Annotated in this window: 21 protein-coding genes and 1 tRNA gene; 11 read left to right on the top strand and 11 right to left on the bottom strand. The window is 40.3% G+C overall.

The features are described from left to right. Positions 1–14: 14 nt before the first annotated feature. The 5 genes from CVU62_05670 (at position 15) to CVU62_05650 (ending at position 5,512) form a co-directional block, all read left to right on the top strand. Entirely contained in the window at positions 15–767 is a 753-nt protein-coding gene (locus tag CVU62_05670) for a glycosyltransferase (protein PKN38340.1), read from the top strand. Between the two features lie 144 nt (positions 768–911). Next, entirely contained in the window at positions 912–2,066 is a 1,155-nt protein-coding gene (locus CVU62_05665) for a hypothetical protein (protein PKN38339.1), read from the top strand. A 30-nt stretch (positions 2,067–2,096) separates the two neighbouring features. Then, a complete protein-coding gene (locus tag CVU62_05660) occupies positions 2,097–2,369 on the top strand; it encodes a hypothetical protein (protein PKN38338.1) in 273 nt (90 codons plus the stop codon). A 127-nt stretch (positions 2,370–2,496) separates the two neighbouring features. Next, positions 2,497–3,957, top strand: a complete 1,461-nt coding sequence (locus CVU62_05655) for an undecaprenyl/decaprenyl-phosphate alpha-N-acetylglucosaminyl 1-phosphate transferase (GenBank protein ID PKN38337.1) — start codon at positions 2,497–2,499, stop codon at positions 3,955–3,957. Between the two features lie 424 nt (positions 3,958–4,381). Continuing rightward, complete coding sequence (locus CVU62_05650) at positions 4,382–5,512, top strand: hypothetical protein (protein PKN38336.1); 1,131 nt, start codon at positions 4,382–4,384, stop codon at positions 5,510–5,512. Positions 5,513–5,927: 415 nt separating this feature from the next. Here CVU62_05650 and CVU62_05645 read toward each other — a convergent pair whose 3' ends face one another. From CVU62_05645 to CVU62_05635, 3 genes are read right to left on the bottom strand one after another with little or no spacing between them, the layout of a single operon-like run. Then, positions 5,928–7,268 carry a phosphomannomutase gene (locus CVU62_05645; protein ID PKN38335.1) on the bottom strand — a complete coding sequence of 447 codons (1,341 nt, stop codon included), beginning with the start codon at positions 7,266–7,268 and terminating at the stop codon, positions 5,928–5,930. A 21-nt stretch (positions 7,269–7,289) separates the two neighbouring features. Beyond that, a complete protein-coding gene (locus CVU62_05640) occupies positions 7,290–9,185 on the bottom strand; it encodes an acetyl-CoA hydrolase (GenBank protein ID PKN38334.1) in 1,896 nt (631 codons plus the stop codon). A gap of 18 nt (positions 9,186–9,203) precedes the next feature. Then, positions 9,204–11,087 carry a hypothetical protein gene (locus CVU62_05635; GenBank protein PKN38333.1) on the bottom strand — a complete coding sequence of 628 codons (1,884 nt, stop codon included), beginning with the start codon at positions 11,085–11,087 and terminating at the stop codon, positions 9,204–9,206. Positions 11,088–11,262: 175 nt separating this feature from the next. On the opposite strand from CVU62_05635, the gene CVU62_05630 reads away from it, so the two are divergent. The 4 genes from CVU62_05630 (at position 11,263) to CVU62_05615 (ending at position 15,304) form a co-directional block, all read left to right on the top strand. Continuing rightward, complete coding sequence (locus CVU62_05630; GenBank protein PKN38332.1) at positions 11,263–12,186, top strand: hypothetical protein; 924 nt, start codon at positions 11,263–11,265, stop codon at positions 12,184–12,186. A gap of 57 nt (positions 12,187–12,243) precedes the next feature. After that, a complete protein-coding gene (locus CVU62_05625) occupies positions 12,244–13,428 on the top strand; it encodes a class III poly(R)-hydroxyalkanoic acid synthase subunit PhaC (protein ID PKN38331.1) in 1,185 nt (394 codons plus the stop codon). Between the two features lie 76 nt (positions 13,429–13,504). Beyond that, positions 13,505–14,554, top strand: coding sequence for a diguanylate cyclase (locus CVU62_05620; protein PKN38330.1), 1,050 nt, complete (start codon positions 13,505–13,507; stop codon positions 14,552–14,554). 321 nt (positions 14,555–14,875) lie between these two features. Further along, on the top strand, positions 14,876–15,304 hold the full coding sequence (locus CVU62_05615) for an enoyl-CoA hydratase (protein ID PKN38576.1): 429 nt from the start codon (positions 14,876–14,878) through the stop codon (positions 15,302–15,304). Positions 15,305–15,378: 74 nt separating this feature from the next. Here the strand turns inward: CVU62_05615 and CVU62_05610 are convergent, their stop codons facing one another. Continuing rightward, entirely contained in the window at positions 15,379–15,639 is a 261-nt protein-coding gene (locus tag CVU62_05610) for a hypothetical protein (GenBank protein PKN38329.1), read from the bottom strand. 62 nt (positions 15,640–15,701) lie between these two features. Next, positions 15,702–16,073: a hypothetical protein gene (locus CVU62_05605; GenBank protein PKN38328.1), complete on the bottom strand. Its 372-nt coding sequence runs from the start codon at positions 16,071–16,073 to the stop codon at positions 15,702–15,704. 163 nt (positions 16,074–16,236) lie between these two features. On the opposite strand from CVU62_05605, the gene CVU62_05600 reads away from it, so the two are divergent. Continuing rightward, a complete protein-coding gene (locus CVU62_05600; protein ID PKN38327.1) occupies positions 16,237–16,713 on the top strand; it encodes a transcriptional regulator in 477 nt (158 codons plus the stop codon). A gap of 74 nt (positions 16,714–16,787) precedes the next feature. Here the strand turns inward: CVU62_05600 and CVU62_05595 are convergent, their stop codons facing one another. The 6 genes from CVU62_05595 to CVU62_05570 form a co-directional block, all read right to left on the bottom strand. Continuing rightward, a complete protein-coding gene (locus CVU62_05595; protein PKN38326.1) occupies positions 16,788–17,621 on the bottom strand; it encodes a hypothetical protein in 834 nt (277 codons plus the stop codon). 15 nt (positions 17,622–17,636) lie between these two features. Beyond that, positions 17,637–18,614: a hypothetical protein gene (locus CVU62_05590; protein PKN38325.1), complete on the bottom strand. Its 978-nt coding sequence runs from the start codon at positions 18,612–18,614 to the stop codon at positions 17,637–17,639. 26 nt (positions 18,615–18,640) lie between these two features. After that, positions 18,641–19,249 (bottom strand): hypothetical protein, encoded by a 609-nt coding sequence (locus tag CVU62_05585; GenBank protein PKN38324.1) that lies wholly within the window; start codon positions 19,247–19,249, stop codon positions 18,641–18,643. A gap of 135 nt (positions 19,250–19,384) precedes the next feature. Next, a tRNA-Met gene (locus CVU62_05580) sits at positions 19,385–19,461 on the bottom strand. Between the two features lie 81 nt (positions 19,462–19,542). Beyond that, the gene (locus CVU62_05575; GenBank protein ID PKN38323.1) at positions 19,543–21,303 is read right to left on the bottom strand and encodes a hypothetical protein; all 1,761 of its coding nucleotides are present in this window, start codon (positions 21,301–21,303) and stop codon (positions 19,543–19,545) included. 78 nt (positions 21,304–21,381) lie between these two features. Beyond that, complete coding sequence (locus tag CVU62_05570) at positions 21,382–22,041, bottom strand: hemolysin D (protein PKN38322.1); 660 nt, start codon at positions 22,039–22,041, stop codon at positions 21,382–21,384. Positions 22,042–22,223: 182 nt separating this feature from the next. Here CVU62_05570 and CVU62_05565 point away from each other — a divergent pair, with 182 nt between their 5' ends. Beyond that, positions 22,224–23,525, top strand: coding sequence for an adenylosuccinate lyase (locus tag CVU62_05565; GenBank protein PKN38321.1), 1,302 nt, complete (start codon positions 22,224–22,226; stop codon positions 23,523–23,525).

Here is a 23,525-nt window from a genome sequence, read left to right as displayed (position 1 = left end):
GAATTCGGAGTAAGATGAAAGAAGAAATTCTTGGATATAAGGTAAATACTTTTTCTGCTGACGAATGTGCGGATCAACTACTTCAATCTTTAAAAGCAGGGGAAAGAACTTGGCTGGCCTGCTTTAATCCGCATTCGTATACTGTGGCGCTCAAAGATAAAGTCTTTGCCCGTGCGCTAAAAGATGCTGATTGGTTGGTACCTGATGGCGCGGGTGTTGTGCTTGCCTCTCGTTTGCTGGGTGGTTCGATTAACGAAAGAGTTACCGGTTCGGATGTTTTTGCCGGCCTAAATAATCGTATGAATGCAGCCGGTTCAATGCGTGTTTATTTTCTCGGATCAACTGAAGAAACCCTGGAACTAATTAAGCAAAGAATGGAGCGTGATTATCCTGCTATCAAGGTTGTCGGTACTTTTTCGCCGCCATTTAAAGATGTATATTCATCCGCTGAAATAACTGAGATGGTCAAAGCGATTAATACTGCGGCTCCTGATGTTTTGTGGGTAGGGCTTTCTGCCCCTAAGCAGGAAAGATTTATTTTTGAAAATCGGGCAAGGCTGAATGTAAATATTGTTGCTGCGGTTGGAGCGGTTTTTGATTTTTATTCAGGGAATATCAAACGCGACAAAGATTCATGGTTTGTTAATCACGGAATGGAGTGGTTGCCAAGATTATTGCAAGAACCGGGGCGGCTGTGGCGGCGAATGTTTGTTTCCGCACCTGTATTTGTGTGGCATGTGGTTAAACAGAAAGTGAAAGGTGAATAGTGAAGGGTGAATAGAAAAATAGAAGTTTAGACGGATTAGGAAAAGACAAGTGAAGGGTGAAAAGAAAAAAGATTTAAGAAAAACATTATTGAAGATACTGTAATATCGCCTTGACATGTCGAATTATCATAGTACAATATTTCCATGCAAATAAAAAGAACTAATGAAATAAAGGTCTTAAATGAGCGCTTCAAGAATAATCCTATTGTGGCGATTCTTGGACCAAGGCAATGCGGTAAAACCACACTTGCCCGGCAATTCTCTGATCAGTGGCCGAAGGATGTTACTTTTTTTGATCTGGAAAATCCGCGCGATCTCCGGCGGCTCGAAGAACCACTACTGGCGCTGGAAAATCTGGAGGGGCTGATTGTTCTCGACAAGATCCAGCGGGCTACGGATTTGTTTCCCGTTTTACGCGTTCTTGCCGACAGGCCGAACAAAAAAACTAAATTCCTGATTTTAGGCAGTGCGTCACGCGATTTAATGCGACAATCTTCGGAGTCTCTGGCCGGGCGCATAAGTTATCTGGAAATAGGCGGATTTACGCTTGATCTTGTAGGGGCGGCAAAAAAAGAAAAACTATGGATAAGAGGCGCTTTCCCCAGGTCTTTTCTCGCGTCGAACGAAGCGGCTTCTTACCAGTGGCGTCAGGATTTTATCGCAACTTTTCTGGAAAGGGACATTCCTCAACTGGGATTTAATATCCCGGCAAAATCCCTTAGTCGCTTCTGGCAAATGCTCGTGCACTATCACGGCCAGATATTCAATGCTTCGGAAATCGGCAAAAGCCTGGCCGTTTCCGACCATACTGCGCAAAGGTATCTGGATTTACTTTCCGGAACTTTTATGATTCGCCAGTTGCGGCCTTGGAATTACAACACAAAGAAAAGAATTATCAAAAGACAAAAGATTTATTTTCGAGATACAGGTATTATGCATGCCTTACTTGACCTGCCGGCGAAAAAGGACATTCTTTCGCACCCGAAACTCGGTGCATCATGGGAAGGTTTCGCGCTGGAGGAAACAATCAAGGCAGTCCGATTGAAGGAGAATGAAATATTTTTCTGGGGTATACATGCGTCCGCGGAGATTGATATGGTGTTTCAAAAAAACGGACGGCTCTATGGCGTCGAGGTCATGTATGCTCAGGCGCCGGGCTTCACTTCATCTATGCGTATAGCATCCGAAGAGTTAGCCCTAAAGCATTTGTGGGTTATCTACCCGGGTAGTGACGCTTATGATTTGAATAAAAACGTGACAGTGATTCCATTGACGCAATTGAACAAAATCAAATTCTAAGTACACCTTGTGAAAAGAGACAAGTGAAAAGTGAATGGTGAAAGGAAGAAGCTTAGAGGGTTGGGGAAAAATAGAAGTTTAGACGCTTTAGATGTTTGGAGATTTAGAAGTTTTGTAAAAAATAAGTACCGATTGTCATTCCGGCATGCTCTTGGCCGGAATCCAGGAAGAAAAAATGGATCCCCGACAAGCCCACTCGGGGATGACGAAAGAGGTGGTCATTTCGACCGCAGGGAGAAATCTTTAAGATTCCTTACCCCCGATAAATCGGGGATTTACCCTGAAGGGCACTTCGCGGAATGACATGCACCTTTGAAAAAAATAAAGAGAAAAACAAAAAATCCCTCGTTTGAGGGATGGTAAATATTTAACATTTAAGTAATCAAGATCAGTTGAGAAAAGGTTGGAAGCTTAGTAAAAAAATTTAAGTATGACGATGGTAACTGAATTATTTTTGTTGTTTCTGATATCTTTGGGATTATCCATTGTTTTAACTCCTGTGGCTCGCTTGCTGGGAATTAAACTTGGAGCGATGGATATTCCTATGGAGCGCAAAGTCCACTCTGTGCCGATACCTCGTATAGGCGGTCTGGCGGTATTTTTTGCTTTTATGTTTACCTGCTGTATTGGAAGAAGATTTTTCCCTCACGCGGGAGATTTGTATGTTTTTAGTTTTAATATTTTTATGGGGCATACCGGCGCTATTTTAATCCTGTCGTGTGGTTTGTGGGATGATTTCCGCCATCTTACTCCGTGGACAAAGTTATTTTTTCAGGTTCTGGCTGCGACATTTGCTTTTATCGGTGGGGCAACGATAAGCGGTATATTTGTTGGCGGGTATGGTATCACTTTCAACCCTTTCTTTAGTTATGTTGCTACAGTTTTATGGTTTTTGCTTTTCATCAACGCGGTAAATCTTATAGACGGTCTCGATGGTCTCGCTGGCGGGCTGGTATTCTTTACTTGTATAGTTATGTCTTTTTCTACATATACTCAAGGACAATATCTTTACACTTTTTATTTTGTTATTCTGGGCGGGGCTGTTCTGGGATTTCTTAAGTATAATTTCAATCCTGCTAGTGTTTTTCTGGGCGATGGAGGAAGTTATTTCCTTGGTTATGTTGTTGCTATTCTAGCTATTAGAAGTTCTGCTAAGAGTAATATTAGCGTTTTAATGCTTATCCCTCTACTGGCGCTGGGTGTGCCTATTTTCGATGCTATTCTTTCGCCAATCAGGCGCTTTGTTCGCGGACGACCAATTTTTCAGGCGGATAAGGGGCATATTCATCATGTTTTTTTGAGGTTGGGGCTTTCTTCCCGTAATGTTGTCTTGATCATTTACGGCATGACGATGATGCTTTGTATTCTGGCGATTTCCCTGATGGTGTTGCGTGATAAAAATATTGAGGGTCTTCTTTTTGGGGTACTTTTGATAGTTATGATTTTTCTGGTGCGGAAAATGGGCTATCTGGAGTATTTGGCATTCGATAAGTTCTACGGTTGGTTCCAGGATATGACCGATGTGGCTGGGCTTAGCCATGCACGGCGCAGTTTTCTCTCCCTGCAGATAGAGGTGAACAAGTCGCGGAATATGGAGGAGTTGTGGGTGCACATAGGTGAAGCGCTGGAAATACTCCGGTTTGATCAGGCGGAATTGTATTACTGTACAGAGCCTGTGCGTTGCTGGAGGAGTACAAGGGAAATTGATCCTTACGACAGTCTCCTGAGAATCGAGATTCCTCTGATCGACGGGGATCCGGATATTTTCGGTAAGCTCGTTCTACTTAAGGACGTAAAACTGGGACACCTCCAGCCCTACACAATACGGCGAGTGGAACATTTGCGACGCACTCTCCTTTCTAATCTTACACGACTGAAAGGAAATGGTTGAGAAAAAACCAGTGAAAGGTGAATAGTGAAGGGTGAATAGTAAAATAGAAGTTTAGACGGATTAGATGATGGGGAGATTGGATATCCACCTCCGTCCCGATTGCATCGGAACACCTCCGCCAGCGGAGGACACGAGCATAGAACAGATGATTAGAGGTTTGGAAGATTAGAAGGGTTGGATGTTTGGACGAATTAGCAAACCGTTCCTTTGTCATTCCGGACTTGATCCGGAATCCAGGAAGAAAATATTAAGATTTAAATAGCTAAGAAAAAAATCTGGTAATGTTATTTGACATAAGAAATCTATTTTAGTATATAAATTGCCAATATAAGATGTGATTCTCATATATTGAAGGTATAAATTTTCCCCCGCAACCTACATATAACAAAAATCCAGAGTAGAAGGAGAATATAAGGAGAATATTATGAAGAAATTATTCCTGTTTACAGTTTTCTTGATGGTAATGTTTACCTCTACGATAGTACAGGCAGAAGTAAATGAAGACTCTTTTACAGTTACGCCATTTGCCGGAGGTTATTTTTTTGAAGGCAACGAGAACCAGCGAAGCTCGTATACGGTAGGTTTGCGTGCAGGTTACAATATTACGGCAAATATAGGTGTGGAAGGATATTTTCACTATGTTCCATCGGAACTTCGGGATGTTCCAAACGAACCATGGCAAAATGTATATGGTTACGGTGTTGAAGGTTTGTATCATTTCTTTCCGGAGAGCCGTTTTGTGCCGTTTATAGCAGTTGGCCTCGGATGTATTCATTATGGATATCCTGAACAATATAGATTAACTAAATTTGCTGTAGAATATGGTGGCGGCCTGAAATATTTCATATCCAGTAGAGTAGCGGATTTTTTCTTCGCGGATAATATTGCTCTGCGGGCCGATGTTCGCCACGTCATACCTTTTAACGACAGGTATAACGATTTGCTTTGTACTTTTGGAATTGAATTCTCCTTCGGTGCAGGAGGTAAGGAAAAAATAACTCCCAAGGAACCTACTGCTCAGAGTGAAGAAGTTGCTCCTAAAGCTGAGGCACCCGCTCCGGTAGAAGAAGTTGCTCCGAGTGCCGGAGTGCCCGCTCCGGTGGAAGAAGTTGCCCCCAAAGCTGAAGTGCCTGTTCCTGTTGAAGAAGTCGCGGCTGCCCCTCCTGTTGTTGTAATTTCAGCTCCGGTTGAAAATACACAGAGTGAAACAAAATCGACTTTACAGGAGGATATACAAAATCTGGTAACTAAATGGTTAAACAGTTGGAGAACAGGAGATATGGAAACTTACCGCAGTTGTTATGCATCAGATTTTCATTCAAAAGGTAAGGACCTGGATGATTGGATAATCTATAAAACCAATGTGCGCAAGAGAAGTAAAAATATAACTATCAACATTGATAGTTTGCAGGTGTCAGTGGAGGGGGGAAATACCATGGTAACATTTACTCAATCGTACAGCTCTTCAATATTAAAAGATAAAGGTAAGAAAACATTGGAACTGAAAAAAATAAACAACCAATGGAAAATATATAGAGAAGTTATGTGGTCATAAAAAAACCGCATAATTCTGGATCTCATCAAAGCACTGATACAAAAAAATCTGTAAAAGTTTTAAAATCCTTAAAATATATACACCATTAAAAATACATGCACATCGCCATGATCTTACTGGACTAAAAGTCGTTATATGATTAAATAATTCGGGATCGATGCATACAGTATCGAAGCTGTTGGTTATGGACCGGGCAGACCGGTTGCCGGCAATGACACGCTGGAAGGTCGCCAGAAGAACCGCGGAGTTGATGCTGTTCTCGAAACTGTGGTTGTAAAATAAGTAACTAAGAGTTTGTAAATTAGAAAAACAGAGGCCCCGAAACCGAAAGGTTAGGGGCCTTTTGTTATGAGTCCAATGTGAAAGGTGAACTGTGAAAAGTGAAAAAAGAAATTCACCCTTCACCATTCACTCTTCACATTTCTAATAATGGTTCTACTTCGTCACGGATATTTTGCAGGCTTTTTTTCGATGTTGCTTCAAAGCGCAGGACAATAACAGGTTGGGTATTGGACGAGCGCACTAAAGCCCAGCCATCTTTAAAAGGAATGCGTATCCCGTCGATTTCAACAATGCCGGGAGTGTTCTGAAAATGTTTTTTGATTCTTTTTACTGTTTCCGCTTTTTTATCATCAGGACAATCAACCCTAATTTCCGGCGTGGCAAATGTTTTCGGTACATCGGAAAACAATTCGCTTATTTTCTTGCCTGTGAGGGAGAGGATTTCCAGTAATCTGAGCGCCGCGTAAATGGCGTCATCATAGCCGAAATAACGGTCGGCAAAGAAGAAGTGCCCGCTCATTTCACCGCCCAGCACCGCTTTTTCTTCTTTCATTTTCGCCTTTATTAATGAGTGCCCCGCTTTCCACATTATTGGTCGGCCGGAATGCTTTTTTATATCGTCAAATAAAACCTGTGAACATTTAACTTCGCCGATGATCGAAGCGCCGGGATTCTTCTTCAGAATCTGGCGGGCAAAGAGAAGCAAAAGTTTGTCACCCCATATTATTTCGCCTTTGTCGCTGATCACACCAAGACGGTCGGCATCGCCGTCGAATGCTATTCCCAAATCCGCTTTTTTACTGCGGACTATTTTGATTAGTTTATCCAAATTTTCTTCCACGGTGGGATCGGGGAAATGATTAGGGAAATTACCGTCAGGTTCGCAATAAATGGGAATAATCTCGCAGCCATAACGTTTTAAAAGGGGAAGGGCAAAGTGTCCACCTACGCCATTACCGCCGTCAACAACGACTTTAATCTTCTTTTTGATTTTAATTCTGTCGAAAAGATAATTTTCATAGTCGGTGGAAATGTCCTTTTGCCGCGCTGAAGAGTTTCCTTTGGCGTATTTGCCGTTTTCCATAATTTTTCTTAGTTTCTGAATGTTTTCGCCGTAAATGGTACTGTTGCCGATACAAATTTTGAAACCGTTGAATTCCGGCGGATTGTGACTGCCCGTAATCATAACTCCTCCTCCAACATGCAGATGGCGAATGGAGAAATAAAGCATGGGAGTGGCACAAAGTCCGATATCAATTGTGTTGACGCCGGAAGCATTGAGGCCTTTGATTAAAAAGTTGTGATAGGCGTCAGAACTCAAGCGGCAATCGCGCCCGATGGTCATATTCTTTATTCTGTTTTGGGCGGCATAAGTTCCTATGGCCCGACCCAGGTTGAAAACAAATTCTTCATTCAAGTCTTTGTCTACAACTCCTCTTACGTCATATTCTCTAAAAACATTGGGATTAAACAATCGCAAAACTCCTTTAATGATTTATGTTTTGAATTTAAGTGATAGTTCGTAAACACCGCTGTCAATTTTTCTCTTTATATCAAAACCGCCTTTTTCAAAAACATGAAGCATGGGTTTGTTTTCGACGAGAACATCAGCGGTAAATCCGAGCAAACCCTGTCTTTTGGCAAGATAAGTAAGATATTTTAACAGTTCAAATCCTATTCCTGAATTTTGCTGGTCGTCACGAACGGCAAAAGCAACTTCGGCGGTATGAGAGCTTTCATCAATTCCATATTGGCCAACACCGACAATTATCGGGTTCTCCCGATCTCCCCTGATAACTACCAGTAAAACTTCTTTCGTGTAATCAATAATTACGAAATTTTGCAGTATTTCATGCGGCATGTCTTTGCGGGATGACATGAATCTTCTTTCGATGCTCTTATCGGAAAGAGAATAGAAAAAATCTTTTAAAAGGCTTTCATCGCTGATTTTAACAGGCCTGATAAAAATCTGCACCCCGGTTTTTGTTGTAATGTAGGTTTCCAAATCTTCGGGATACTCGCCTTTTTTCCCGGGAATAAAAGCCTGATCTTTGAAAATCAGACCGCGTTTTTTCGCTTCTTCAATCAACCATGGCCGGAATTTGGGATGAGCTATGGCAATTAATGCCATGGCTCTTTCCCTGATGTTTTTCCCATGCAGGTAGGCAATGCCGTATTCCGTTACTACATAACGTGTATCAGCACGATTAAGAGTTACTCCGGCCTGCTCCTTTAAAGCAGGAACGATGCGGGAAATAGTATCGTTGCGGGAAGTGGATTTAAGCGCCAGAATGGTTTTACCGTTTCTGGAAAATAACGCGCCTCTCATAAAATCCTGATGCCCGCCGACACCGCTGTAAAAGACGCCGCCGATTGATTCCGAAGTCGCCTGTCCGCTTAAGTCTATTTCCAGAGTGCTGTTAATGGCGACCATGTTTTCTATCCGGGCAATGATTAACTGGTTATTGGTGTAGTCAAGTGTCCGCAGGGCTATGGAAGGATTGTTGTCGAGGTAATCATAAGTGGATTTGTTTCCCATACAGAACGCAGCGACAGTTTTTCCGTGGTCAATGGTTTTTCTGGAATTATCGATAACACCGGCTTTAAGTAAATCTACCAGGCCGTCGCTTAAAAGTTCCGTGTGTACTCCCAGATTTTTTTTCTTGTATAGGCTGGCCATAACAGCATTGGGCAGGCCGCCCCAGCCAACTTGAATAGTGTCGCCATCCTGCACAAGACGAGCAACATTTTTACCGATGGTTTTAATTACTTCGCTTGTTGGTGTTTTTGATACCTCTAAAAGCGGCTCATCGTAGGGGATAATGAAATCAACGTCTTTAATGTGAATGAAGCCGTCGCCGTGAATCGTGGGCATACTGGGGTTTATCTGAGCGATGACTATTTTCGCTTTTTCTGTGGCGGCTTTTACTACGTCCACACTGACCCCAAGGCTTAAGTAGTGATGAGGATCCGGCATTGATGTTTGTATCAGCGCCACATCGATTTGGATGACGCCGCTGGATAACAGAGCCGGAACTTGTGAAAGGGAAATAGGTGTATAGTCGGCCATTCCCGCATTAATGGAATCCCGAGTACTGTTGCCGATAAAAAAAGAATTATGGCGAAAATTCGCTTTATACTTGGCGCCGGCATATGGAGCAAGGCCCAATGAGTAAATATGGATAATTTCCGCATCAAAGAAAGCTTTGGGGTTGGATTCTACATAGCGGATCATAGCCTGGACAAGGTACTGAGGTTCCCCGCAACCGGAGGCAACGAAGATGTGATCTCCGCGACGAATATGACTAAAAATTTCATCTTCCGAAGCGAATTTTTCCGGATATGCTTTTTTGAAGCCGTCAAGGTATTCTAAAAATAATTCTGGTTTCATAATAGACCCCAATGAGTATTATTTTTCCATCTGAAGTTTTTTAATATCTACAACGTTGCTGATAACTTCTGGCTTAGCTGAACCTTTCGACTTTGAAATGTCTGCGTGGCTGTGCAATGGTTCCTGAAAAAAATCTTCAACCAGAGTCAGAAATTCAGCCAGCAATTTGCGGCTGACTACAAAAATATGCCCGATGTTTTTCTCAATGACACGGTTAAGCCCATCGCTGGTGAACTTGACATTACCTTTATCCACCATTCCCCATGTCTCACCGGCCACGCAGGAACCGGCCGGGGCTATGGGATCTCTTAAACCTTTGTAATCAAAAATCCTGACTCCCGCCTTTTTCAGTATGGACATATTGACCGGCTTGCCGTCGAATTTGGGATTGGTGGAAGGAAGACAATATTTCTCTTCATAAATCTGGTTGCCGATGAATATGTTTTGAATCCACTGAATATGAGAGGACACCGGGAATCTGGTTCCGTGTGTCAGCCAGTAAAGAAAGGGCGCCGCGTCGGTAATCGATTCTTTTATTTCCGCACGTCCGTAAAATCCTAAAACAACTGTATACTGCACGCCGGGTTGTATTTCATTCATGCCCGCTTCGATGACCTGCGGTGGAATATTGACTGCGCCGAAGAGTTCTTTCATTAGATAGGGATCGTAATCGCGGCGGATGAGTGAACGGATCGGATTGTGTCCGCTGTCTTCATCATCAAATTTCATCGGTGACGCCATCAGGGCTATTTTCTTTATATCCATCGGTAAGCCTGCGGCTAAAAGTTCTTCCGCCCGTCTGGCCAGATAAGGAAGAATAAGAGTGCCGCCCATGCAATAAGCCATTACGTATATTTCATCTTGAGGATGCCTTTTTTTGATTATATCCAGATATAAATCATGGATTGTTTTTCCGTAGAAATCCAGCCCCAATTCGGTTTCTTCCCATCCCGGATTGTTATGATCAACCATGTAAATTATGTAGCCTTTTTTTAATAGGGCTTCTACTACGGATTTTCCTGAAGCAAGGTCGAAAAGTTCCGGTTTATTAATGAGTGGAGTTGCCATATAAATAATTTTGCCGTTTGATGTAATCCCTTCGGGAAGAGGGTAATAACGCAATTTCACCCTGTGATTGAGTGATCCTTCCACATATTCATAGGCGGAACAACCGATTTTCCCCACTGTTGCTCTTTCGGCATACTCTTTAATGTCAAATGCATTTGCTTCGTATAGGTTTTCCATACGGATACGATTTTCGGCAAGGTATTGCTCAAAAGAAATCGCCAGGGTGCCATCCGGATTATTTTTGGCAAAAGGTAATTGACCGCCAGAGAGAGGTTGCTCCGTAATTAAGACCACCAGACACTTTAAAAGCTCTTTCATGGCTTTAAGACGGGTCAATCCGATGTTGTTATATTGATATTCCAGTTGGCAGAATTCATCCATATAGTTTTTTAAATATTCTTTACCCTTTGGTGTTGTGCAAATCATTTGGGCTTTTTCCCGATTGAATTTTCCGTCTTTAATAAAAAAACCGGTTAAGGTGTAAAGAAGCCGGGAATAGCTTTTGTAGATCCAGCCGTTCATATCGGCGATAGCGTCAGGATTTCTGGAAGCGCCGACGGCGAGACGGGCGCTGGCCTTTACAGGACGCAAAAACGAATCAAGTATCGCGCTTTGCCATATCGCGGAAATAGCGAAAGGTCCGAACATCCACAAGTCCTTGCCGATGGAATCAAGAGTTCTTTTATATTCAAACAAACTTCTGATCTGCTGGCCGACCAGTTTGCTTTTCCAGGCGAGCGCTGTAGGAATATTTTCCGTGTTATCGGCCGGGGAAAAACCGCAAGCATGCATCAATTCGTCCGGTGTGATTTTCGTGTTGTTCTCATTGGACATATTTTCACCTCTTTGTGGTTTTGTAAAAATAGTGTCACTGATCAAAGCTCTTAATACACTATTATCAGCAATAATGCATCAAAATGCGTTGACAAATAAGTTCATTTATATTAAAAATGAACGAAGTTCTTTATTAACATTCAATCTACAATTTCTTCAATAGTTTTTTTTCAACATGAGGCGAAAAATGGCTGACGAAGACAAAAAATCTCCGTTAAAAGAAGTTCCTTTTTTTCCGTGGATGCATACAGCAGCGGATATGTGGTTCAATCTGTTGAAAGCGATGCCTTCCAATCCTGATACATCAGTCATGACACAAACTGCAGTGCAGAACCGCTTCACTCAGCATTTGGACAGAAATTTGAATCTGCTCAAATCCTTTTCGCGGATGATGAGTGAGCCGGAATCGGCATCAGCGGCAGCCAATTCCTTCAACGCTCTGCCGGAAATTCTCCTGAAAATGGCCAAGTCGGGTTTTGATGCGGCGATGCAAATACAAAATCATTTGATAGAAAAAGCAGGCAATATCGGCAAGCGCACGGAAGCGTATAATTTTGAAAATCTGGATCAGGATGTATTTAAAGCATTGAGCGATGTTTATGAAAAGGAATTTAGACAATACTTTAAAATTCCTCCAATGGGTTTGACCCGTTTTTATCAGGAACGGTTCAATGAAATGCTGGATAAACACAATATCTTTGAAACTATGCTGGCTGAATTTTTTTCCATTCTTTATTTGCCGATAGAAAAATCTTTTAAGGTATTTCAGGAAAAACTGCAGCAAATGGCAGAAGAAGGGAATCTTCCGAAGGAAGCAAAAGAATGTTACGCGATATGGATAAAGATACTGGAAGGTCATTACATTAGTTTGTTCAAGTCCAAAGAATACACCGAAGCTTTGCATCAGACACTCAATACGCTGGAGGATTTTATAATTGTCAGAAATAAAATGTTGGAGGATTATCTGCAATTGCTGCCGGTTGTAACGCATAGGGAAATGGAAGAATTATACAAAGAATTCCATGTCCTTAAAAAAAGGGTGAAAGAGCTTGAAAAGCAGCTCAACATTTCACCGAACACACTGACTGTCGTAAAATAATAGCCTTCTCACATCTGGTGGGCAACAATTGGATATTTTCGGAGTGAAGAAATTCTTATGAGCTCGACAAAAATTCCTTTAGATCTGATTCTGGAAAAAATGGCCGAAGACGCCGAAAAGGCGCAACAACGAGTTACCAAGGCATCCGAAATTTTACAGGGGCAACTCAACTATGAAATTGCTTCGACGCCTTATGAGATAGTATATGAGGAAGACCGCGTCAAAGTTAAGCATTATTTTCGCAACGATAATGAAGAAAACAAGTTGAAAGTTCCGCTGCTGGTGGTGTACGCGCTGATCAATCGTGAAACAATGCTGGATCTGCAACCTGACCGAAGCGTCGTCAAGACGTTTCTGGAGGGTGGCATTGATCTGTATATGGTAGATTGGGGATATCCCACGCGTAAGGATCACTTCCTGACAATTGACGATCATGTCAATGGTTATATGAATAATATTATCGATTTTATCCGTAAAAAACATAATGTTCCAAAGATAAACCTGATGGGCATATGCATGGGCGGTTCGTTCAGCGTAATGTATTCCGCTCTTCATCCGGATAAAATAAAAAACCTGATTACTACCGTTACACCGTCGAGTTTCGATACGGATAGGGGGCTTCTGCATATCTGGATGAAAGATGTTGACGTGGATCGCATGATTCAAACTTTCGGTAACATTCCCGGCGATCTGATGAATTTGGGATTTCTATTGCTTAATCCCGCACGTTTGATGATCGATAAATACGTCAGTTTTATGGAAAATATGGACAATAAGGATTTTGTGGAAAATTTTGTAAGGATGGAACGCTGGATTTTCGACAGCCCTGACGTTCCCGGAGAAACTTTCCGTCAGTTTATTGAAGATTGCTACAAAAGGAATCTGCTTATTCAAAGCAAGATGTTTCTGGGCGGCGAGCGCGTTGATTTGAAAAAACTGACGATGCCGCTTTTAAATTTTTTCGGCGAATATGACCATTTGGTTCCGCCTTCGGCTTGCAATCAGCTATCTGGAGCTGTAGGCAGTAAAGATGTGGAAGATGTCTGTCTGGAAACCGGACATATCGGTATTTACGTGAGTTCCAAGTTTCAGAAATTATTTGCTCCAAAAATTGTTCAGTGGCTGAAAGAACGCGATAATGATGATATTCTTAGACAAAATAAATTGTCAGCAGTCAGGAAAAAATCTGCTAAAATCATCACATCTGAAGCAAAAAGTGTAGGGCGTGCCAAAAATAATTGATGAGGTATCAAACATAAAATATAAATTATTATTCATCCCGAAATGTTTAATCCTTATAAAAAAGGGAGATTAAAATATGTCAACTCAAAAAGAGTATTTTCAAAGCTTAAGTAAATTGAGCAGGAAACTAGGCGAAACGGATGATCAGGAAACGATGCTCCACGCAATTGTTTCCGAAGCAGTCGAAACACTCAAGGCAAAAGCGGCTGTCATCTTTCTGAATGAAAAAGATTCGCAGGATTCTATTCGTAATGTCGCTGTAGCCCAGATAGGACTTTCCGAAAAATACATTCATGCGGGAACGGCTCACGCCGTCAAAATTAGTCCGCAATTGCTTAAAGAAGGTTATATGTATTTTCCTGATGCTACAACAGATAAGCGGCTGAAGAATCATCAAGCAAAAAAAGCGGAAGGCATTAGCTCTATTCTATCTGTGCCGGTAATTTATAAAGGCCAGATGATGGGCATTATGAGTCTTTATACCAAAAATATTCGTAAATTTACCAAAGATGAAATTGATTTTCTCTCCATTCTGGCCGAACAGGGAGGCGTTGCAATTAAGAATGCCCAGTTAGTACGGAAACTGCGCAATCATTTACAGATATTTTTGAAACTGGCCGCGAGTATCTCATCAAGTCTTGATGTCAAGACTATTTTGCAAGCCATGACTGAAGATCTGGTGAAAGTTATGCAGGTCAAAGCCGCATCAGTAAGACTGCTGGATGAGAATACGCGTACGGTGAAATTAGTCGCAAGTTTTGGTTTGAGCGAAAAATATCTCAACAAAGGGCCAATTATGGCGGATAAAAACATTGGGAAAGCCCTGAAAGGGGAAACCATAGTCATCAAAGATGTGTTTAAGGACGACGGAATTCAATACAAAAAGGAAAAAAAAGAGGAAGGCATTGTCTCTATGCTTTATGTTCCGATTAAATCCAATGACGAGATAATTGGAGTGCTCAATGTGTATAGCCGACGTTCGAGAGAATTTACGGAAAATGAAATATTGCTGGTAACCGCTCTGGCCTATCAGGGCGGACTGGCCATTAGAAATGCCTGCATCTATATGACGATGCAGGATGACATAAAGGATTTGAAAGATAATATTTATAAGTGCTGGTTCTAACATATGATACCAATTCTAAATCAAAGCGCTATTTTTGTTGGCATCGTCGTCGGCTTCCTCAACGTATTAGTAATACGCCTGCGGAGCCTCCTCCTTGCCGCCTCAATATCATCATTGATTTAGAACCGGTATGAAAAACAATGCAGAATGGAAAACGACGCAAGGAAATGTCATTTCGAGTCCCGCATACGCGGGATTATACGCCGCGAGAAATCTTAATAATTTTATTAGAGGAACAAGATATCTCCCTTCGGTCGATATGACAATTTAGTTGTAGTCATTTTAATTATACCAAAGATAAGGGGAGGTGGAGTTTTTGTGATTACAGGAAAGAGTATTGATAAGCTTAAAGTTGGGGATGTGGCGGAATTCGCCAAAACAGTGACAGAAACGGATATATATTTATATGCCGGCATTACCGGTGATTTTAATCCGGCACATGTCAATGAAGCCTATGCGAAAACGACGTTTTTTAAAACCCGCATCGCGCACGGTATGCTCACGGCAGGATTTATTTCCGCCATTATCGCCAATCAATTACCCGGTCCTGGAACTATTTATTTGAAACAGGATTTAAGTTTTCTTGCGCCGGTGCACATGGGCGACACTATTACCGGGCGAGTCGAAGTTATTGAATTAAATGTAGAGAAAAACCGCGTTAGGTTGAAAACCACCTGCAGTAATCAGGATGGTGTGATGGTAATATCCGGCGAAGGACTGGTAAGCCCGCCAAAAGCACCCAAATCATAATACGATTTGCAAGTTTCAGTAAAAAAGCCACCGTGATTTAAAGCGGCGGCTTTTTAGTGTGAAGATGTGAAATCTTACTTTGATGCGAAAAAGATTTCCACTTTTTTGAAATTTTCATCAGCTGCGGTCTTGAATTCCTCGCGGCCTTTTTTGATTGTTTTAATCCACTCGTTAACAGCCTTCTTGCCTTCTTCTGGGAAAAAAGCAGTTTGTTCCATCGACGCGCTTATCATTTTTTCGGCCTGATCCTGAATAACGGACATCGCGTCAAATGAGTTATCGAAAGCTGTTTTGTTAAAATCCACCATTTGCTTGGCAATTTGTTTGGGGTCCATAATTTCCTCCATTTTATTTTAGTTGTTTATTGTTTTATACTTAATGATAATTTAACGTTTATCTATTTTTTGGTCTTTGTTTTGGGTGTTTCTTGGTCTGATGTTAAGAATTCTTCCATCTTGGAATAATTCTGATCGACAGCTTCTTTGAAATCGCTCGTAACTTTTTTATAAATGCTGACCCATTCGTTAATGAATGACTTTGTTTGGGCCGGAAGCCAAGGCGACTGTTGAAGCATATTATCCAGAGCCTTGGTTGTTTGCTCTTGCAACATAAATATACTATTATAACTTGATTCAAATGCCGCCTTATTATAATCGATCAATTGCTTGGCAATTTTCTTGTTTTCCATACAAAATACTCCTTTCGTGTTTATTCTCTGTGTTTGTATTATAAACAGCATTTTTTGTTTGTCAATAGGAAAATGTTGCATTGCAACATTTTCCTATTATCCTGATATGCTGAAGATAAATCGTATATATATTAATAAATACAATTATTTATATTTATTATCAGAATTCTATTGCCGAGATCGTAATTATTTTATGTTGCAAGAATTATCATAATGTCGTAAGAGAGGGACAGGGAGCATAAATATGAGTGATAATGTCCTTTTGCTAAAAAAATACACAAATCGTCGGCTGTATGAAACGGAAAAAAGTATTTATGTAACGCTGGATTATGTAACCGATGCCATTAAGCAGGGCAGGCAAATTAAAGTAACGGATGCAAAAACCGGCGAAGATGTTACCTCGGCGATACTTACACAAATTGTTTTTGAAGAGGCGCGTAAAAAAAAATATCTGCTTCCCGCTCCACTACTATACCTGATTATTCAGTATGGCGAAAATGTACTGACAGATTTTTTTGAGAAGTACCTGGAGCAAACAATTAAGAATTATCTGTTGTTCCGGGATATGGCTGATGATCAATTTAAAAAATGGCTCGAATACGGCGAAAATTACTCCAAAATGAATCCTCAGAATTTGGCCAGCCTATCGCCATTTAAATCTCTTTTTGATTTATTTGCTATACCCGCTAAGAATAATCAGAAAGATGAGAAGAAATCCTGATGGTTGCTTAACTAATCAATCCCAAAGTGTGATCCGTGTAATCCCATACAAAAATCGTTTAGATATCCTTCGGATTAAGATTTTGATGACATGTAATTAGTAGTCAAAACTTTAGTTATTATCCGGGAGGTAGCGAAGGCAGGCAGGTTGTCATCGGAAACTATTCGCAAAAAATTATCTATTATCTTCAATGTAGCACCCCATAGAATATCTTCACCTCCCTGACCATCAGGAATAACTATACAATTATATTTCATGGATGCTGAATCATTTTTGGGGGATGTTTTGATGTTCAGTATGGCGTAATTGGCACTATCGAAAAAAAAACTAAGAGGAATTTCTAAGACCTTTTCTACTTCGGAATTCAGTTTATATTTAAAATGTTTAGGCGTAATGCATGCCAGAGGAAAAATAGTTCTGGCGAATAAAGTCAGGGAATAAGAGGGCAGGGCGCCTAAAAATAATACGTTAAAAGGATTTAAACCGACTTCTTCCCACGCTTCTCTTAGGGCGGTAGTTAAGAAAAGGCGGATCAAATAATTTGTCTCTTTGTCTTTACTTTGAGCGAGTCTGACTTTTTCTCCCGGCATGGAAATTATTCCTAACTTTAGAAAATGGCTTAGGATATGATCTAAGCGTGGATGCAGCATTCCGCCCGGGCAACTGATATCGCCGGCTTGAGAAACTTTACCCGATCGTTTTATTAGTTGAAAAACGTATTCGGGCTTGTCCTGATTTGATTTGTAGTTAAGTAACAAAACTACTCCGGCCTGACGATGAAATGAACCGTTTTGATTAGCATCGTTGTTTGAATTATATTTTTCTTTATAATCAACCACCACCCTGGTTAATTTATCAGTCACAAAACGGGGGAAGATATCTTTCTGGTGGAAGAGAGACAAATCCATAAATGTCCTGCAATATTAATTTATAATTTCTGCAATTTTTTGATTATACCAGCATCTTACAGGAAATAAGTCGATAAAACCACAATGGCCGCCGAATTTTTGTTTTGAAATTTGAAAAAATTTATTTTCTTTTACATTGTAATAGTCATCATGTGGAATTACAGGGTCGTCTTCTGCGATGAATATTTTAACGGGAATGTTCAAATTTTGAAAAGAATCGTTTTTCAATGTATATAAATTAAAATAGTCGCGGTATGAGGACATACCGGGGAAATAAGGCATAATATCTTCAGTCAATTCCATACATGTTTTAGCTTTTAACATTTTATTAAAATCATATTTATTAGGGAAAAGCTGCTGTTTTTTAATCAAAGACCGCTTCCATTTTTTCAGGAAATATTTACGATAAAAAGAATAACTGTTGTCGATAGCCAAAGAAGACTTATAAGGATCAAGTGGCGGACTTATGGCAAAAACATGTTTTAAATTTGCTATCGGCGTGAGCCGGTGTTTCATGGCAATGCGCAAAGCAAAATTTCCTCCCAATGAAAAACCTATCAGATACACGGGAATGTTTCCCGAGCTTTGGGATATGTAATTTACCGCTTCAAATGTTTCTTGAAGTAGAGCACCATGAAAGAGTCCTTCATTTAGATGGTGTGAATCTCCATGGTCCCGCAAATTCAAACGACAAATTGAAAATCCCAGACTGTAAAAAAATGCTCCGGAAGAAAGAATGTAAGCTGACGAAGACGAACCTTCCCAACCATGTAGAAGAATAACTAGTCCTTTAGAATCAGGATGAAGAGAAAGAAAGGATAATAACCTTGAACCCGCAGAAGTGCTGATTATCATTTCACGGGACTTTTTTTTCATAGGATTTTTTAAAGGTACGCGCAGTTTGGAACTGGCCAGGATAGACTGTAGATGAGGATTTCTGAAAAAGAATGAAGGGTTGAATTTGTTTCCGGATTTTATTGATTTTTTGTTCATTTTTTAATCGGTTTATGATTCCTTCATCAGATCAGGAAACCTTTGGCTCTGGCCCATTCTAATAATTCGCAGTCTCCCAACGCGCTAGCTGTTTGTGCATCACGGCATCCAAGACGGTTATTGCCCTGCTTGAAGTAAACGCCGCCACGGTTACTGTAAGTCCTGGCAAGGTCCGGTCTTAAACGAATGGTTTCATTGTAATCTTCGATTGCCCGGTTATACTGGCCCAGAGAATCGTAAACAACTCCCCTGTTATTATAGGCCTCGGCATAATCAGGATCCAAAAGTATTACTTTGCTGAAGTCTTCAATTGCATTCTTATGCTGACCAAGGTTAGCGTATGTGCGCCCCCTGTTGTAATAGGCATCGACATCATGTGGTTGCATGCCAATGACTTTATTGAAGTCTTCGATTGCATGCTCATAATTGCCCAGACAATCGTAAACAATCCCTCTGTTGTAGTAGGCAAAAGCCTCGTTCGGGTTGAGTTCGATAGATTTACTGAACGCATCAATGGCAAAGGCGTAATTACCGGAGGCTTCAGCATTAATGCCTTTTTTACTCCAGTCGTCGGCATTGCGCATTTCTACTACATTACTTACACTTTCTTTCTGTTCTTCTTCAGAATCCGCCATAAAAGCTTTATTTCAACCCGGCCTTGTTCAGCTTTATTATTGACAATATAAACCCGATAATACTGCAAGTCAATGATATACTAATTAATGACTGGAAGGAAAGATTTAAATTAAAATGCCTGGCGTAATAATGATTGGTGGCGGTGCCTGGATTTGAACCAGGGACTCTACGGATATGAGCCGTATGCTCTGACCAACTGAGCTACACCGCCTTTGTGGTAATAAAATATTATCAAAAGGTGGATATCCACTGCGGGGACGCTATATCTAAGTATAAAACTTTTGTCAATGACTTATTGAGCGGTATCCAGCTTATAAACAACAATAACACTTCTATCACGAATAGAAGCACCGGTAGATTGGACTAATGCCAGCACAATTTCCTGCTTGCCGTCGTTATCTATATCTTTAATGCAATAATCAGCCACATAGCCGTTAATTTTCTTTGTATGCCAGTTCTCCGCCATTCCCATGCCATCCCATTCCAGATTGTATATTTCACTGGCGGTAAAAAGTTTAAGTTTCTTGAAAATGCGGCCACTGGAAGACAGATTTTTAACTATGATAATTTCTTTTTTGCCGTCTTTATTTGTGTCCATAGTAAGAATACGTAAATTGGCATAGGCATACCTTTCCTTATCGCTATCTGTGGGATTGGACTTATTTTCAATATTTTCAAAGTAATTATTACTGCCGCCGTATACATCGTCGCTTTTCCAGATAAGCTCGTCACTTGTAAAACCAATTGAGGTGAGACGACCCAAAGATTTAGTTGTTTTTTCAGTGATGTATATATAATCCAAATCATCCAGTGCAATTATCTTTTCGCTTCCAGCAATACCCAGATTATCGATAGTCAATCCATAAATAGACAAACCAAAAGGTATCTTCATTTTCTGATCCGCTATTAATTTACCGTCTCTCCAAACCATTTCGTAAATCGACGAATCGAATGGTTTTCCCATACCATATTCCTGACCAAGAAGCAGAGGAATGCCGGAAGGAGTATCGATGACACGTAAAAACCAACGTATATCGGAAGCAATTTTTACGTATTTGCTATCTTTAAATTCCATGACAAAAGAGTCTAACAATGCATCGTTTAGTGATGTCAGGATTATCTCGGGAGTGCCGTTTCTGTTGATATCAGCAACATCTACAGCCACATAATTATTATAAGAATTACCTTTTATTTTTTGTAATAATACCAGTTCCTTATCCACTTTTTTGTATATGTAGATACTGTTTTTATCGATGGCAACAATTTCATTTATACTGTCGTTGTTCACATCTCCTATAGCCATTCCCTTGAATTCGGTAGGAATCTTTTGGCTCATCCAGAATTCTTTTCGATTAATAGGTTCCGCAGCATTAATAAATTCAGAATTAATTACAGATGTTAATGTTCCTTTTTTACCATCGGTTCTCATTTTTGCAATTAATTGAGATTCACGGGATAACGCCGAAGGTACTTGGGGTGAGGTAGCAGGCGCGGGTGCGGAAACCGGCGGTGTGCTTGGCGATGGCGTCGTGCCCAGAATGTTTTGAGTAACTCTTTCGGAAAAATCGTTGATTTTAGGTATTACATCGTCAAGTGTTTGTGATTGAGAAAAAATGCCGACATCAGATTTGTTATTGAGAACGTCTACAAGTTTTCCGTCAATGCTTATACTGCTACCGATTTTGGTAATGCTTCCCCAAACCACATAATCGGAATTTAATTTTTTCCCTAAATTATAAACATCAGCTTCAGTTATTCCTTTTATTTTAGATTTTTTGAGCGCATCAATGACAATGTTTTTATTGATAACGTTGATTTTATTAGGAACAGAAATACGTGAGGCAAGCATTTCTTCTATCCCTTGTTTTATGTAATCGATGTTTTCTGCGCTATTTATTGTAAAAGGCAAGACGGTTACCGTATAGGTATCTTTTGCCCAAAGTGAACCAACAGCCAGCATAAAAATAATCAAACAAAATATATATCGAAAAGTTTTTTGCATATTTATCTCCTTTTTAAATACTGTACATTTATACAAGCAGTTTTCTAACATTTAAAGAGTGATAATTCAAGAATGATTTAAGAAGGTAAGGCCAACCAGTCAATCTCCTGATGTGATTAGCTTATTAGCTTAAGCTTTTAGCGGGATGACATAAAACATAACTGCAAAAAAATGACAAATGCTGCCGGTAAGGACAAATAAATGCCAAATAGTGTGATTAAACGGAAGTTTCTCCCATGCATAAAAAATAGTTCCCAGCGTATAAGCCAAACCTCCACAGATAAGCCAGACAAGACCGCCTCCGGGCAACGCCTGAAAAAGAGGTTTAATCGCAAAGATAATGATCCAACCCATCAAAATATAAGCAATAGTAGAGAGTATCTGAAAGCGATGGATAAAAAAAACTTTGAATAAAACTCCTGTTAAAGCTAATGACCAGATTAAAGCAAACATGCTCCAACCTATAACCCCGCGTAAAGTTACAAGAAGAAAAGGAGTATAAGTTCCGGCAATCAAAACATAAATACATGAATGATCCAATATTTTGAATACGTGTTTCAAGTTTGATTTTTGAGAAATATGATAAAGAGTTGAAGCTGTATATAGTAAAACAAGCGTAATTCCGAAAACTGTACAACTAATAACAAGACTCAAATCCCCATGAATTCTGGAGAAAACTATCAGAAGAACCAACCCGGTAATGCTAATTAAGACTCCAATACCATGAGTCAGGGTATTGAATATTTCTTCTAGAAAATTGTATTGCTTTATAGTTTGTGATTCAGACATAAATTTTACTTCCTCAATACCATGACATCGATATGCTTTCGGCTCTCGTTTGTCAATCGCGAATAAAAATGATTCTATATTAATTCTTGACTGATTGATAGAAGGCGTAATAATATTAATTACTATTGGATGGCAAGATGAAGCATCTAAACTATTATCTAAAATGATTAGAGGAGAAAAACGTGATCCCAAGATATTCACGAGAGGTAATGACAAAGATTTGGAGCCCGGAAAACAAATATCAAAAGTGGTTGGACGTGGAAATATTAGCTTGTGAGGCAATGGCCAAGCTGGGCAAAATACCAACGAGTGCGTTAAAAAATATCAAAAAAAATGTTTCGATAAATGTAGAGCGAATTGATGAAATTGAAAAGATTACAAAGCATGATGTGATTGCTTTCTTAACTTCCCTGACGGAAAAGGTCGGCGAAGACGGACGTTTTATTCACATGGGTTTGACTTCTTCAGATGTTCTGGATACTTCACTGGCTGTTCAATTAAAAGAGTCAGCTGAAATATTATTAACAGATATTGATAATTTATTGGTTGTTTTAGAGAGAAGAGCGTTTGAAAATAAAAACACTTTAATGATCGGCAGATCTCATGGGATTCATGCGGAGCCGATTACTTTCGGTTTGAAGATGGCTTTGTGGTATCAGGAGATGCGTCGTAATCGTCAGCGCCTCGTGCAAGCCAAAGAATCTATCAGCTATGGTAAAATATCCGGTGCTGTCGGTACATTTTCTTTTATCGATCCTTTTGTGGAAGAATATGTTTGTGCTAAGCTCGGGTTAAAACCTGCGTCTGTGTCTTCTCAAATTGTTCAACGTGACCGCCATGCGGAATTCTTTACAACACTCGCTATTACTGCCTCTTCAATGGATAAATTCGCTCAGGAAATAAGGCTTCTGCAAAGAACGGAGGTTAGAGAAGCTGAAGAATATTTTTCGGAAGGGCAGAAAGGTTCTTCAGCAATGCCGCATAAGCGCAATCCGGTTCTTTCGGAAAACATCTCCGGTTTAGCCAGATTGGTGCGTTCCTACGCTGTTGCTTCTCTGGAAGACATTGCGCTCTGGCACGAAAGGGATATCAGCCATTCTTCCGTGGAAAGAGTCATAGGGCCGGATGCGACAATTGTCCTTGATTTTATGCTGTCCAGGTTTACAAACATGATGGATAAGCTTTTGATCTATCCCGACAAGATGCTTTATAATCTGAACATGACTCATGGTGTTATTTTTTCGCAAATGGTTCTGCTGGGACTTATTGAAAAGGGGACAACCAGAGAAGAAGCTTATGCCATTGTGCAGAGAAACGCGATGAAATCCTGGAAAGAAGGAATAGAGTTCAAAGATTTACTGGAAAAAGATTCCACGGTAACCAAGTATCTCAAGAAAAAGGAATTGGTGGCAATATTTAATGTGAAAAATTTCTTGAAGAATTTAGATTTTATCTTTGACCGTGTGTTTAAAAATGATAAATAA

The sequence above is a fragment of the Deltaproteobacteria bacterium HGW-Deltaproteobacteria-2 genome (genome assembly GCA_002840505.1).
In the GTDB taxonomy this organism is placed as follows: domain Bacteria; phylum Desulfobacterota; class Syntrophia; order Syntrophales; family Smithellaceae; genus Smithella.
This window is presented reverse-complemented; position numbering and strand designations above follow the sequence as displayed.

What these genes read in the sequence shown, in the direction of transcription:
- CVU62_05590 (PKN38325.1), bottom strand. Translation starts at nt 18,614, where the DNA reads ATGAACAAAAAATCAATAAAATCCGGAAACAAATTCAACCCTTCATTC.
- CVU62_05605 (PKN38328.1), bottom strand. Translation starts at nt 16,073, where the DNA reads ATGCAACATTTTCCTATTGACAAACAAAAAATGCTGTTTATAATACAA.
- CVU62_05630 (PKN38332.1), top strand. Translation starts at nt 11,263, where the DNA reads ATGAGGCGAAAAATGGCTGACGAAGACAAAAAATCTCCGTTAAAAGAA.
- CVU62_05610 (PKN38329.1), bottom strand. Translation starts at nt 15,639, where the DNA reads ATGGACCCCAAACAAATTGCCAAGCAAATGGTGGATTTTAACAAAACA.
- CVU62_05640 (PKN38334.1), bottom strand. Translation starts at nt 9,185, where the DNA reads ATGAAACCAGAATTATTTTTAGAATACCTTGACGGCTTCAAAAAAGCA.
- CVU62_05575 (PKN38323.1), bottom strand. Translation starts at nt 21,303, where the DNA reads ATGTTAGAAAACTGCTTGTATAAATGTACAGTATTTAAAAAGGAGATA.
- CVU62_05625 (PKN38331.1), top strand. Translation starts at nt 12,244, where the DNA reads ATGAGCTCGACAAAAATTCCTTTAGATCTGATTCTGGAAAAAATGGCC.
- CVU62_05585 (PKN38324.1), bottom strand. Translation starts at nt 19,249, where the DNA reads ATGGCGGATTCTGAAGAAGAACAGAAAGAAAGTGTAAGTAATGTAGTA.
- CVU62_05620 (PKN38330.1), top strand. Translation starts at nt 13,505, where the DNA reads ATGTCAACTCAAAAAGAGTATTTTCAAAGCTTAAGTAAATTGAGCAGG.
- CVU62_05600 (PKN38327.1), top strand. Translation starts at nt 16,237, where the DNA reads ATGAGTGATAATGTCCTTTTGCTAAAAAAATACACAAATCGTCGGCTG.
- CVU62_05670 (PKN38340.1), top strand. Translation starts at nt 15, where the DNA reads ATGAAAGAAGAAATTCTTGGATATAAGGTAAATACTTTTTCTGCTGAC.
- CVU62_05665 (PKN38339.1), top strand. Translation starts at nt 912, where the DNA reads ATGCAAATAAAAAGAACTAATGAAATAAAGGTCTTAAATGAGCGCTTC.
- CVU62_05570 (PKN38322.1), bottom strand. Translation starts at nt 22,041, where the DNA reads ATGTCTGAATCACAAACTATAAAGCAATACAATTTTCTAGAAGAAATA.
- CVU62_05595 (PKN38326.1), bottom strand. Translation starts at nt 17,621, where the DNA reads ATGGATTTGTCTCTCTTCCACCAGAAAGATATCTTCCCCCGTTTTGTG.
- CVU62_05650 (PKN38336.1), top strand. Translation starts at nt 4,382, where the DNA reads ATGAAGAAATTATTCCTGTTTACAGTTTTCTTGATGGTAATGTTTACC.
- CVU62_05655 (PKN38337.1), top strand. Translation starts at nt 2,497, where the DNA reads ATGACGATGGTAACTGAATTATTTTTGTTGTTTCTGATATCTTTGGGA.
- CVU62_05635 (PKN38333.1), bottom strand. Translation starts at nt 11,087, where the DNA reads ATGTCCAATGAGAACAACACGAAAATCACACCGGACGAATTGATGCAT.